A 13068-nucleotide genomic window follows, 5' to 3' on the forward strand; every position below is an offset into this window, starting at 1 on the left:
CGGGCGTCCTCAAGCGCCGGACGGGCTGAATTTGCCGGAGTCGGCTTTGATCTGCGGGGCGGTGCGTGTCGTCGTCAAGCGCCGGACGGGCTGGGTTTGGCCTGCGGACCGGTGCGTGTGCGCATGACGAAGGCCCCGGTGTTTCCCTGGGGAGGGGAACGAGCGGGGCCTTCGGTCTGTGCTTGGTGCGCCGCACCCGCGTGGCGAACGCAGGTTCGGTGTGCGGCGCGGGGTGCCGGTCAGGAGCGGGAGAGAGGGCCCGCTGGGTCCGTTCCGGCGATCACATCGGGAATGCTCAGCCCTGGAGGGTGGCAACCTTGGTGGCCAGCGCCGACTTCTTGTTGGCGGCGGCGTTCTTGTGGATGACACCCTTCGAGACAGCCTTGTCGAGCGCACGGGAGGCGTCGCGGACGGCCACAGTGGCCTTCTCGACGTCACCCGCGACGACGGCCTCGCGGGCCTTGCGGATCGCGGTCTTGAGCGACGACTTGACGGCCTTGTTGCGCAGGCGCGCCTTCTCGTTGGTCTTGTTCCGCTTGATCTGGGACTTGATGTTCGCCACGAAAGAGCCTTTTCAGGTTCGTTGGATCTTCGATGTGCGCCCTGCGGCAGGAATGCCACGAGGCACAGGTGTCCACGGTAGCAGCCGCGCTCCGACCGGCCCAAACCGGTCTCCGCTCCGCGGGCGTGGGACGATGGGAGCTACGTACAGATCCGAGTACAGATCCGACCGACCCGACATCGACCCGAGACACGGCGTTCGGCGTCTCAAGAATCAGGACCCTGCGTGCCCGCGACTCCTCTCCACGTGCCCGAGCCGAGCCGTACCGACCCGGCGCTGATCCGCAATTTCTGCATCATCGCGCACATCGACCACGGCAAGTCGACCCTTGCCGACCGGATGCTCCAGCTGACCGGTGTGGTCGACCAGCGGCAGATGCGCGCTCAGTACCTCGACCGGATGGACATCGAGCGCGAGCGTGGCATCACCATCAAGTCCCAGGCGGTACGGCTGCCCTGGGCGCCCACCGTCGGCGAGGACCAGGGCCGCACCCACGTCCTCAACATGATCGACACCCCGGGGCACGTCGACTTCACCTACGAGGTCTCCCGCTCGCTCGCGGCCTGTGAGGGCACGATCCTGCTGGTCGACGCCGCGCAGGGCATCGAGGCCCAGACCCTGGCCAACCTCTACCTGGCGATGGAGAACGACCTCACCATCGTCCCGGTGCTCAACAAGATCGACCTTCCGGCCGCCCAGCCCGAGAAGTTCTCCGAGGAACTGGCCAACCTCATCGGCTGCCAGCCGGAGGATGTGCTGAAGGTCTCCGCCAAGACCGGTATCGGGGTCGACGCGCTGCTGGACCGGGTGGTCAGGGACGTCCCGGCGCCGGTCGGCAAGGCCGACGCCCCGGCCCGCGCGATGATCTTCGACTCGGTCTACGACTCGTACCGCGGTGTCGTGACGTACGTCCGTGTCGTCGACGGTTCGCTGAACAAGCGCGAGCGCATCCGGATGATGTCCACCGGCGCCACCCACGAGCTGCTGGAGATCGGCGTCTCCTCCCCGGAGATGACGCCGTCCGACGGCATCGGCGTGGGTGAGGTCGGCTACATCATCACCGGCGTGAAGGACGTCCGGCAGTCCAAGGTCGGTGACACGATCACCTCCCTGAACAAGGGGGCGACCGAGGCGCTGGGCGGCTACAAGGACCCCAAGCCGATGGTGTTCTCCGGTCTGTATCCGCTGGACGGATCGGACTACCCGGATCTGCGCGAGGCCCTCGACAGGCTCCAGCTCAACGACGCCGCCCTGGTGTACGAGCCGGAGACCTCCGCGGCGCTCGGCTTCGGCTTCCGCGTCGGCTTCCTCGGGCTGCTCCACCTCGACGTGGTCCGGGAGCGGCTGGAGCGGGAGTTCGGCCTCGACCTCATCGCCACCGCGCCCAACGTGGTCTACCGGGTCGAGATGGAGGACGGCAGCGAGCACACCGTCACCAACCCGAGTGAATTCCCCGAGGGCAAGATCGACAAGGTGCACGAGCCGGTCGTCCGGGCCACGGTCCTGGCGCCCAGCGAGTTCATCGGCGCGATCATGGAGCTGTGCCAGCAGCGCCGCGGCACCCTCCTCGGCATGGACTACCTCTCCGAGGACCGGGTCGAGATCCGCTACACCCTGCCGCTCGCGGAGATCGTCTTCGACTTCTTCGACCAGCTGAAGTCCAAGACCCGCGGCTACGCCTCGCTCGACTACGAGCCCACCGGCGAGCAGTCCGCGGACCTCGTCAAGGTCGACATCCTGCTGCACGGCGACAAGGTCGACGCGTTCTCCGCGGTCACGCACAAGGACAAGGCGTACGCCTACGGCGTCCGGCTCGTCGCCAAGCTGCAGAAGCTCATCCCCCGGCAGAACTTCGAGGTGCCGATCCAGGCGGCCATCGGCTCCCGGGTCATCGCCCGTGAGACCGTCCGCGCCATCCGCAAGGACGTCCTCGCCAAGTGCTACGGCGGTGACATCTCCCGTAAGCGGAAGCTGCTGGAGAAGCAGAAGGAAGGCAAGAAGCGGATGAAGATGGTCGGCAACGTGGAGGTGCCGCAGGACGCGTTCATCTCCGTACTGTCGACCGACGAGTCCGCAGGGGACGGCAAGGCCAAGAAGTGACCCTTGTGCCCGTCCGCGGAGCCTACTGATCGGTAGACCCTTGGGCCCCCGCATCGCAGAACGCTGCGGCGCGGGGGCTCGTTCGTTATGAAGCGGGGTTCGATTGCCCCTTACGCGGCGGACGCGAGCGCTCTACCCTGATCACGACTTCGTAGTTACTCATGAGTTAAACAAGCGGATCAGCAAGCAGGACAGAGCACCAGCAGGACAGAGCACCAGCAGGACAGAGCATCAGCAGGACCAAGCACCAGTAGGACCAAGCACCAGACACGCGCGGAGAGCAAACCGCGAACCAGCAGCCGGTCGTGAAGCACTGCCGTAGGCCCGGAGGATGTCGTGAGCGACGCACAGACCATGATCGAGAACCGTCCGCCGTCCGTGGCGACCCTCTTCATCGACCGGGTGGCCGCCACCCCGGACGCCGAGGCGTACCGCTACCCCGTCCCCGCGGCCGACGGCCGGGGCGCCGACGAGTGGAAGTCACTCAGCTGGGCGCAGGCCGCCGAGCGGGTGTACGCCATCGGGGCCGGGCTTATCTCGCTGGGGGTACTGCCCGAGGAGCGCGTCGCGCTCGCCGCGTCCACCCGGGTCGAGTGGATCCTCGTCGACCTCGGCGTCATGTGCGCGGGCGCCGCGACCACCACGATCTACCCCTCCACCAACACCGAGGAGTCGGCGTTCATCCTCTCCGACTCCCAGAGCCGGGTACTGATCGCGGAGGACGCCGTACAGCTGGCCAAGGCCCGTGAGCGCCGTGCCGAGCTGCCGGACCTCGCCCATGTCGTCGTCATCGACCCCGAGGGCGCCGGACCGGCCGAGGGCGACCCGGAGGGCTGGGTGCTCACGCTGGCCGATCTGGAGGCGCGGGGCGCCGAGCACCTGGCGAAGAACCCCGCCGCGATCACCGAACGGGTCGACGCGATCACCCCCGAGCAGCTCGCGACCCTCATCTACACCTCCGGCACCACCGGCCGCCCCAAGGGCGTGCGGCTCCCGCACGACAACTGGTCGTACATGGCCAAGGCCACCGTCTCCACCGGCCTGATCACCAAGGACGACGTCCAGTACCTCTGGCTGCCGCTCGCACACGTCTTCGGCAAGGTCCTCACCTCCGGCCAGATCGAGGTGGGACACGTCACCGCCGTCGACGGCCGGGTCGACAAGATCATCGAGAACCTGCCGGTCGTCCAGCCGACGTACATGGCCGCCGTCCCCCGGATCTTCGAGAAGGTCTACAACGGCGTCGCGGCCAAGGCCCGTGCCGGTGGCGCCGCCAAGTACAAGATCTTCCAGTGGGCGGCCGGGGTCGCCCGTGAGTACGCGAAGGTCTCCCAGGACAACTTCCGGCGCACCGGCACCGCCTCCGTGCCCTTCGCGCTCGGCGCCAAGCACAAGGTCGCGGACACCCTGGTCTTCGCGAAGATCCGCGAGGCCTTCGGCGGCCGGCTCCGCGCTTGCGTCTCCGGTTCCGCGGCCCTCGCGCCCGACATCGGCTTCTTCTTCGCGGGCGCCGGGATCCACATCCTGGAGGGCTACGGCCTCACCGAGTCCAGCGCCGCCTCCTTCGTCAACCCGGGCGAGGCCTACCGCACCGGCACGGTCGGCAAGCCGCTCCCCGGCACCGAGGTGCGGATCGCGGACGACGGCGAGATCATGCTGCGCGGCCCCGGTCTGATGCAGGGCTACCAGGGGCTGCCGGACAAGACCGCGGAGGTGCTGGAGGCCGATGGCTGGTTCCACACCGGGGACATCGGTGAGCTGTCCGTGGACGGCTACCTCCGGATCACCGACCGCAAGAAGGACCTGATCAAGACGTCCGGCGGCAAGTACATCGCCCCGGCCGAGGTCGAGGGCCAGTTCAAGGCGGTGTGCCCGTTCGTCTCCAACATCCTGGTGCACGGCGCGGACCGTAACTTCTGCACCGCGCTGATCGCCCTCGACGAGCCGACCATCCTCGGCTGGGCCGCGGAGAACGGCATGGAGGGGAAGTCGTACGCGGACGTCGTGGCGGCCCCGCGGACCGTCGAGCTGATCGACGGCTACGTGAAGCGCCTCAACGAGGGCCTCCAGCGCTGGCAGACCATCAAGAAGTTCCGGCTGCTCCCGCGTGACCTGGACATCGAGCACGGTGAGGTGACGCCCAGCCTCAAGCTGAAGCGGCCCGTCGTCGAGCGCGCCTACAAGGATCTGATCGAGGACATGTACGCGGGCTCCCGCGAGGCGTGAGGGCGGCCGGCTACCCCGGTTCCGGCTGTCCGGCCCCCGCGCTCCGGCGCGGGGGCCGGACGCGACCCCCGTGCCCGCCCCGGCGTGCGCTCCGGCGCTCGCTTCTTCGCTCACTTCGGTAACTCGGCGCGTGCGGGGTTGGCCGATCTGTCACTCTGTCCCTGTCGTCAGCGGCGCAAGAGCGAGAACAGGCAGAGCCAGAACAGGTCAGGAGCCGCCCGGTGGGGTCCATTCCCTTGCAGCGGGACATCGTGCAACGTCCCGGAACCAGCGCCGAGTCCACGGGCACCCAGCCGGTCGCCCGTACGAGTCTGCCCGGGAACCTGCTCGCGCCCGCCGCGGCCCGGCGGTTCGTCGCGGCGGCGCTCGCCGAGTGGAGCGGGCTCGGCCTGCCGGCCGCGGTGGGGTTCAGCGACCGGCTGTCCGACGACGCGGCGGTGATCGTCAGCGAACTGGTCACCAACGCCGTCGTGCACGCCGGGACCAACGTCGAACTGCTCTTCCGGCTGGAGGAGGCGACGGAGGAAGAGGCGTCCGCGCTGGTGCTGGAGGTCTCCGACCACCACCCGGCCCGTGCCGTGCGCAGCGACGGCAGCGAGAACGGCGCCGGATCCGACGGCGCGGCCGGACCGGGGGAGCCCGCCGAGTACGGGCGCGGGCTGGAACTCGTCGCCACCCTCTCGGAGCGCTGGGGCATCACCTACCGCACCGGCCTCAAGACCGTCTGGGCCCGGTTCCCGGTCGACGACTGGAACCCCTTCGCGGACGCCCGCACGGAGCCGGGCTTCCAGCAGGGCCTGCGCGCCGCCGAACTCCTCGCCCCCACCGCCCGGCGCGCCCTGCGGGACGACGCGGACTGGGCCGGACGCGGCGCGCTCTCGTTCCTCGCGGAGGCCTCCGACCTGCTCGCCGGGCAGCTCGACGAGGACATCGTGGCCGCGCTCGCCGGACAGTTACTGGTTCCCAGGCTCGCCGACTGGTGTGCGATCTGGCTGGAGCCGGAGAGCGGCGGCCGGGCGGCCGTCCCCCGGCTCGCCAAGGTCTGGCACATCGACGAGAACCGCACCGACCCGTTGCGCGAGGTGCTGGAGGGCGACCCGCTCCGGCTCCCCGAGCGGGTCGGCACCGGCCCCGTCTCGATCCCGTGGCCCGGCAGCGCGGAGGACGCGGACCCGGCCGACGGGAGCGACGGCGTCGCCCTCGCGTACCGGATCACCTCCGGCGGCCGCACCCTGGGCGCCGTGCTCGTCGGCCGCGAGGGCATCGCCCGGGTCCCCGACGAGGTGACCGCCCTGATAGAGGACTTCGTCCGCCGGGTCGGACTCGCCGTCGGCGCGGCCCGCGCCTACACCCGGCAGGCCACCATCAGCCGCATCCTGCAGCGCGGACTGCTGCCCAGCAAGGTCGCCGACATACCGGGCGTGGCCAGTTCGCTGGTGTACGAACCCAGCGACGACGGGGTGGTCGGCGGTGACTTCTACGACATCTTCCCGTGCCCCGGCGACCGCTGGTGCTTCGTCCTGGGCGATGTCCAGGGCAGCGGTCCTGAGGCCGCCGTCGTCACCGGCCTCGCCCGTCCCTGGCTGCGGCTGCTGGCCCGTGAGGGCTTCCAGGTCGGTGAGGTGCTGGTCCGGCTCAACCGGCTGCTCCTCGACGACGCCATGGAGGCCGCGGAGGCGGCCGCGCTGATGGTCGCCGCCGCGGGCGGCCAGCAGTCGGCGGAGAGCGGGCCCCGGTTCCTCTCCCTGCTGTACGGGGAACTCGTGCCGCTGCCGGACGGGGGCGCGCGCTGCACCCTGGCGAGCGCGGGCCACCCGCTGCCGCTGCTGCTGCGCCCCGACGGCACGGTGCGGATCGCCGCGGAGCCGCAGCTGCTGCTCGGTGTCGTCGACGACGCGACGTACGAGAGCCAGAGCTTCGACCTGGCCCCCGGCGACAGCCTGCTGTGCGTCACCGACGGGGTGACGGAGCGGCGCTCGGGACCGGTGATGTTCGACGACGGCGACGGGCTGGCACAGGCCCTGGCCGACTGCACGGGGCTGAGCGCCGAGGGGATCGCGGACCGCATCAACCAGGCGGTGCACTCCTTCGCGGAGCGCCCGCCGGACGACGACCTGGCGCTGCTGGTCCTCCAGGCCCTCTAGGGCCCGTCAGCCGGGGTGGCGTCCGGTCGCCGGGCGGCGCGCGACAATGGACGGTATGCCTTCCGTACTGCCCGATGGTGAGCCCGTGCCCGACGACGGGGCGCTGCCCCGCCATGCCCTGGAAGGCGCCGCGGACCGGCCGCTCGGCTTCTACCTGCATGTGCCGTACTGCGCGACCCGCTGCGGCTACTGCGACTTCAACACCTACACCGCCACCGAGCTGCGCGGCTCCGGCGGCGCCCTGGCCTCCCGGGACAACTACGCCTCCCACCTGACCGGTGAGGTCCGCCAGGCCCGCAAGGTCCTCGGTGACGACCCTCGGCCGGTCCGTACGGTCTTCGTCGGAGGCGGTACGCCGACCCTGCTGGCCGCCGCCGATCTCGTCTCCATGCTGGGCGCGATCCGGGAGGAGTTCGGCCTCGCGGACGACGCGGAGATCACCACGGAGGCCAACCCGGAGTCGGTCGGCCCGGCCTACCTGGCCGAGCTGCGCGAGGGCGGTTTCAACCGGATCTCCTTCGGGATGCAGAGCGCCCGGCAGCACGTACTGAAGATCCTCGACCGCACGCACACCCCGGGCCGCCCGGAGGCCTGTGTCGCGGAGGCGCGGGCGGCCGGCTTCGAGCACGTCAACCTCGACCTGATCTACGGCACCCCCGGCGAGTCCGACGACGACTGGCGGGCCTCGCTGGACGCGGCGATCGGCGCCGGGCCCGACCACGTCTCCGCGTACGCCCTGATCGTCGAGGAGGGCACCCAGCTGGCCCGCCGGATCAAGCGGGGCGAGATCCCGATGACGGACGACGACGCGCACGCCGACCGCTATCTCATCGCGGACGAGGCGATGGCCGCGGCCGGCTTCTCCTGGTACGAGGTGTCGAACTGGTCCCGGACGCCCGAGGGCCGCTGCCTGCACAACGAGCTGTACTGGCGCGGCGCCGACTGGTGGGGCGCCGGACCCGGGGCGCACAGCCACGTCGGCGGCGTGCGCTGGTGGAACGTGAAGCACCCGGGGGCGTACGCGCAGGCGCTGGCCGAGGGCCGCTCGCCCGGGGCTGGACGCGAGATCCTCTCCGCGGAGGACCGCCGCGTCGAGCGCATCCTGCTGGAGCTGCGGCTCTCCGACGGCTGCCCGCTGTCCCTGCTCGCCCCGGCCGGGCTCGCGGCGGCGCGGCGCGCCGTGGACGACGGTCTGCTGGAGCCCGGCCCGTTCGCGGACGGCCTGGCCGTGCTGACGCTGCGCGGGCGGCTGCTGGCCGACGCGGTGGTGCGGGACCTGGTGGACTGAGCGGGCCCACCCCATCGGGGCCTGGTGGACCGAGCGGGGCCGACAGGCTCACCCCGAACAGGCTCACCCCGGCCCGCTCACCCCACCGGGCAGCCGGGCGGGGTGAGCCTGTCGGCCCCGGCGGGCCGGCCGCAGATCACCCTGCTGTGGATCCGGCCGTCCGGATAGGTGATCTCGACGACGTCGAGACCGTGGCCCGCCTGCGCCTCGTACGGGATGAAGCCGCGGAACGTGACGGTGCCGGTGGGCATCGACCGGAGGTTCACCGCGTACAGGTTCGCCCACGTCTCTGCGGCGCTGCTCATCGTGTCGCCGTGGCTGGCGGCCTCGTAGAGGGCGGCCGTCGCGCTGTACGAGATGACCGACTGGCCGCTGGCGAACAGGCCGTCCTGGTAGGCCTTGGTGGCGGGCAGCTTCGGCAGGGTGCCGCCCTCGGGCAGCAGGCCCTCCAGGGTCCGGTGCGCCTCCGGGTAGAAGCCGTCGGCCCGGCCGCGCCCCATCGGGGCGAGCGCCGTGTGGTAGAGCGTGGCGTCCTCCGCGAGATCCGTGCTGTCCGCGAACCGGGCCTTGGTCAGGTCGTCGCCGGTGAAGACCGTGATCGGCTTTCCCGCGCAGCCCTGGGCGAGCCGGCCCATCAGATTGTTGACGTCCTCGACCCGGCCGGCGAAGTACAGGGCGTCCGGTGCCGGGTCCGCCTCGCAGATCTTCTGGACCGGCTTGTCGAGATCGGCGCTGTTGCGGCGGCCGAGGCTGTACTCCGCCAGCTCCGACAGCTTGAACCCGGCCTCCTTCAGCATCGCGCCGCCCACCTTGCGCTGCTCGACCGTGTAGCGGTCCTTGTCGTTGTTGCCGAGGCGCCGGGAGAGCACGAGGGCCCGCGGGTGCGCGGACTTCCCGGCCACCTGCCGGGCCACCAGGGCCATCGCGTCGGCCTGCTCCTCGTCGGTCGCCGCGATGCCGAAGTAGTTCGAGTAGCCCTTGGCCAGATAGCCGCCGGAGTTGGTCGTGTCCACCACCGGGAGACCGGCCTCCTGGAGCAGCTCGGTGGCCTCGGGGCTGTCGGTCGTATCGCGCCCGAGCCCGACCACACCGACGACGCTGGGGTCCTCCGCGGCCACCTCGATGATCTTCTTCACCGCCGGTATCTGCTGGAGCATGTCCTGCCCGCCGTTGGCGGTCAGCACCTTGAGCTTGACGGAGAAGTCCAGCTTGTTGGTGTGGTGCTGGTAGAGATACACACCCGTCAGCTCCTCCAGGGCCTTACGGGTGCCCTCCGGGGAGGTGGCGGTGAACGGGCCCGCGTAGATGACGGTGACGTAGTCGTCCCCGGGCACGATGGCGGCGTTCTCCTCTGCCACCGCCCGCTCGATCCGGTCGAACGTGACGCCCTTGCCGGAGCCGTCCAGCGACAGATCGTTGCCCGCCGCGAAACGCACCCGCGTCGTCGTCGAGACGCCTATGCACTCCTTCGCCCCGCCGCCGGGCCCCGCGAGCTTCACCGAGTCCGTGTTCACGTCGGTGAGCGGACCGTGGCAGTACCGGTCCGCCAGCTCACTGCTCACCAGGAAAGTGGCCGGCAGGGCACCGACCAGGAGGCACGCCAGGGTCGTACGCGACATCACCCACCAGACCCACGTCCGGCGCACCTGCTCCGTGACCAGCTGCGCGTGCGCGTGCTCATGGGTCAGCTGCTCGGTCGAGAGCGGCAGCCGCAGCACCCAGGCGAGGGTGGCGGCGGCCGTCGGGGACTGCCCGATGCTGAGATGGCTGATCCAGTCGTCGTAACGGGCCCGCGCCGCACCGGTGTGCGTGGGCAGCGGCTCCGCGGGCAGCGGCGGGGTGTGCCGCAGTATCTCGGCGGCCGGCAGCGAGGCCAGGAGCAGCAGCGGGTCCACCTCGCTGCGCCGGGAGCGGACGTTGTTGATGGCGTTGATCAGCTGGACGCCGCCGTTGCTCTGACAGGCGGTGGGCAGGAACACCACCGGAGGCACGGTGCGCTTGCCGGCCCGCCAGTCCAGCGCGTGGGGCGGTAGTTGTTCCGCAGATCCTCCAGCAGTGCCTGGACCCGCAGCTCCAGGTGGAACTGGCGGGACTGCTCGTCGCCCGCCGCCGCGTCGGCCACCCGCCCCGCGACCACAGCGGCCCGGACCCGGATGACCCGCCACGATCCGCTGGGCGAGAACCGGGACCAGCCGTCGGACGGGTACCCGGTACTGGCGGCGGCCAGCGAGGAGGTGGTGGCGAACCATCTGCTGGCCCGCCGCAGCCACAGCAGCGGCGGCGCCGACGTCGTCACCAGCCGCACGACGGCGAGCCCCAGCACCGCGCCCACGGCCACCAGGGCGGTGGGCACCCAGCCGATCTCGCCGAGCAGCACACCGAGCACCGCGATGACGACGGCCCCGAGGAACGTCTCCGGCCGCACCGACTCCCGGAACGTGCCCAGCCAGTTGCGCGGACCGTGCCGGCCGACCCGCCAGCGCAGGGTGCTCAGCTGCTCCAGGATCCGTTCGTCGCGCTCCTCGGGCGAGCCGCCCCCGTCCGGCTCCCGCACCACGGCGGCGGTGGCCTGCTCGATGGCGCCGAGCAGCCGCGAGCGGGGAAAGGCGAAGGGCTTGTACTGCGAGCTGCTCCGGGTCTCCCACGGCTTCTCGGTCAGCGTGCGGACCATGTCGAGGGCCGCCTCGTACGGTGTCCCGCCACGGCCGTCGAGCAGTTTCAGCGGCACCCGGCGCAGCTGGTTCGCGTGGTGGATCTGGCGCACGATCTGCTCGACCCTGGCATCCACGGCGGACGGGACGTCGGCGTCGGCGGCCTGGAGGACCACCAACGGCATCACCGGCCGGTTGTCCCGGTAGCGGTCGATCAGCTGCTGCACGAAGTGGAAGACGGCCGAGGCCGCCTCGTTGTCCGCACTGTCCCGCCATACCTCGCGCGCCATCGCCCCCGTGCCTTCCCTCGCGAAAAGAGCCAGGAAACACTCAATAACCGATGATGCGTTCGAGGCGCAGGGAATTGTAGGGATCAGCCCGGGATTGGCGGGAAGACCCGCCGGACATCAGGCGGGAAGCGTGACGAAATCAATCAATTCCTCGACCCGGCCCAGGAGTTCGGGCTCCAGATCCCGGTAGGAGCGGACCGAGGACAGGATTCGCTGCCAGGCCGCACCGGTGTTTTCCGGCCATCCCAGCGAACGGCACACACCGGTCTTCCAGTCCTGTCCGCGCGGCACCACCGGCCAGCCGCCGATCCCCACGGACGACGGCTTCACCGCCTCCCACACGTCGATGTACGGATGACCGACCACCAGGACGTTCCCGTCCGTCACCTGTGCCGCGATGCGGGACTCCTTGGAGCCCGGCACCAGATGGTCGACCAGCACGCCGAGCCGCGCGTCCGGCCCCGGGGAGAACTCGCGCACGATCGCCGGAAGGTCGTCGATGCCCTCCAGGTACTCGACGACCACGCCCTCGATCCGCAGGTCGTCGCCCCAGACCCGCTCGGCCAGCTCCGCGTCGTGCCGCCCCTCCACGTAGATCCGCCCGGCCCGCGCCACCCGCGCCCGCGCCCCGGGGACCGCCACCGAGCCGGAAGCCGTACGGGCGGGGCGGACGGGACCGCCGGCCGACGGACGTACGAGCGTCACCACCCGGCCCTCCAGCAGGAAGCCGCGCGGCGTCATCGGGAAGACCCGGTGCTTGCCGAACCGGTCCTCCAGGGTCACCGTCGGCCCCTCGGCCGTCTTCTCGCAGCGGATCACCGCACCGCAGAAGCCGGTGACGGCCTCCTCCACGACCAGATCCGGTTCTGCGGGCACCTCGGGGGCGGGGGCGGACTTCTTCCACGGCGGGGTCAGGTCCGGCTGATAGCTGCGCATCGCACGACGATAGGACGCGACGGCCTCACGACACGCCGAAGCGGTGCGCCAACGCGTCGCGCTGTGACCGGACGAACGCGGCGTCCACCACCGCTCCGTGACCCGGCACGTACAGCGCGTCCTCGCCGCCCAGCGCCAGCAGCCGGTCCAGCGCGGTCGGCCAGCGGGAGACCACCGCGTCCGGACCGGCCTGCGGCTCGCCGGACTCCTCGACCAGGTCGCCGCAGAGGACGACCGGGGGCGAGCCGGGCACCAGCACCGCCAGATCGTGCCCGCTGTGCGCGGCGCCCATCTCGGCCAGCACCACCCGGCGGCCGCCGCCGAGGTCGAGCGTCAGCTCCCCGCGCACCTGGTGCCGCGGGACCACCAGTGCCGCCACCGCCTGTGCCGCCTCCCGCTCCGGCACCCCGTGCGTGACCGCCGAGCGGCGCAGCTCTTCCGCCTCCGTCCGCAGCAGCTCCGGCAGTCCGGCCGCCCCGTACACCCGCGCCCCGGCGAAGGCGGCCGTGCCCAGTACATGGTCGAAATGCGGATGGCTCAGTGCGACATGTGTCACGCTCCGGCCGGTCAGCCGGTCGATCTGGTCACGCAGCTCGGCGCCCTCCCGGAGCGTCGAGCCGGTGTCGCAGAGCAGCACCCCGTCCGCTCCGGCCACCAGCGCGGCCGTCGCGTCCCAGCCCGGCAGCCGTCGCCGGCCCGTTCCGCCACCCAACCGCTCCCAGCCGAACTCTTCCCAAGCGACGTCCATGCGGCGACGCTATCGGCAACGACCTGCGCGGTCTCGCGGTAGCGTGGCCGGTCGCCCTTGCTTGGGGCCCACCCCGTCGCCGTACACTGACCGGGGAGACTGCTGGCACTCGAAAGGACAGAG

The 13068-nt window shown here is 71.1% G+C and carries 7 protein-coding genes and 1 pseudogene; 4 read left to right on the forward strand and 4 right to left on the reverse strand.

All coding sequences use genetic code 11. The features are described from left to right. Positions 1-295: 295 nt before the first annotated feature. Complete coding sequence (gene rpsT, locus RLT59_RS26760) at positions 296-562, reverse strand: 30S ribosomal protein S20 (RefSeq protein WP_266778644.1); 267 nt, start codon at positions 560-562, stop codon at positions 296-298. A gap of 225 nt (positions 563-787) precedes the next feature. Between rpsT and lepA the strand changes: the two genes are divergently transcribed. The 4 genes from lepA to hemW all read left to right on the forward strand — a co-directional run bounded on the left by lepA (position 788) and on the right by hemW (position 8320). Beyond that, the gene (gene lepA / locus RLT59_RS26765) at positions 788-2662 is read left to right on the forward strand and encodes a translation elongation factor 4 (protein ID WP_311305749.1); all 1875 of its coding nucleotides are present in this window, start codon (positions 788-790) and stop codon (positions 2660-2662) included. 336 nt (positions 2663-2998) lie between these two features. Beyond that, a complete protein-coding gene (locus RLT59_RS26770; protein ID WP_311305750.1) occupies positions 2999-4888 on the forward strand; it encodes an AMP-dependent synthetase/ligase in 1890 nt (629 codons plus the stop codon). A 236-nt stretch (positions 4889-5124) separates the two neighbouring features. Further along, positions 5125-7032, forward strand: coding sequence for a SpoIIE family protein phosphatase (locus RLT59_RS26775; RefSeq protein WP_311307871.1), 1908 nt, complete (start codon positions 5125-5127; stop codon positions 7030-7032). Positions 7033-7078: 46 nt separating this feature from the next. Further along, the gene (gene hemW / locus RLT59_RS26780) at positions 7079-8320 is read left to right on the forward strand and encodes a radical SAM family heme chaperone HemW (RefSeq protein WP_311305751.1); all 1242 of its coding nucleotides are present in this window, start codon (positions 7079-7081) and stop codon (positions 8318-8320) included. A 77-nt stretch (positions 8321-8397) separates the two neighbouring features. Here the strand turns inward: hemW and RLT59_RS26785 are convergent. The 3 genes and pseudogenes from RLT59_RS26785 to RLT59_RS26795 all read right to left on the reverse strand — a co-directional run bounded on the left by RLT59_RS26785 (position 8398) and on the right by RLT59_RS26795 (position 12945). Further along, positions 8398-11261 (reverse strand): annotated as a pseudogene (locus tag RLT59_RS26785) (hypothetical protein). A 117-nt stretch (positions 11262-11378) separates the two neighbouring features. Beyond that, positions 11379-12197 carry a DUF3097 domain-containing protein gene (locus RLT59_RS26790; RefSeq protein WP_311305752.1) on the reverse strand — a complete coding sequence of 273 codons (819 nt, stop codon included), beginning with the start codon at positions 12195-12197 and terminating at the stop codon, positions 11379-11381. Positions 12198-12222: 25 nt separating this feature from the next. Then, positions 12223-12945 carry an MBL fold metallo-hydrolase gene (locus RLT59_RS26795; RefSeq protein ID WP_311305753.1) on the reverse strand — a complete coding sequence of 241 codons (723 nt, stop codon included), beginning with the start codon at positions 12943-12945 and terminating at the stop codon, positions 12223-12225. Between the last annotated feature and the right edge of the window lie 123 nt (positions 12946-13068).

Origin of the sequence: Streptomyces sp. ITFR-6 (assembly GCF_031844725.1) — a bacterium.
Classification (GTDB): Bacteria; Actinomycetota; Actinomycetes; order Streptomycetales; family Streptomycetaceae; genus Streptomyces.

Coding starts and splice junctions, on each gene's coding strand:
- hemW (WP_311305751.1), top strand. CDS start 7,079: ATGGACGGTATGCCTTCCGTACTGCCCGATGGTGAGCCCGTGCCCGAC.
- RLT59_RS26790 (WP_311305752.1), bottom strand. CDS start 12,197: ATGCGCAGCTATCAGCCGGACCTGACCCCGCCGTGGAAGAAGTCCGCC.
- RLT59_RS26795 (WP_311305753.1), bottom strand. CDS start 12,945: ATGGACGTCGCTTGGGAAGAGTTCGGCTGGGAGCGGTTGGGTGGCGGA.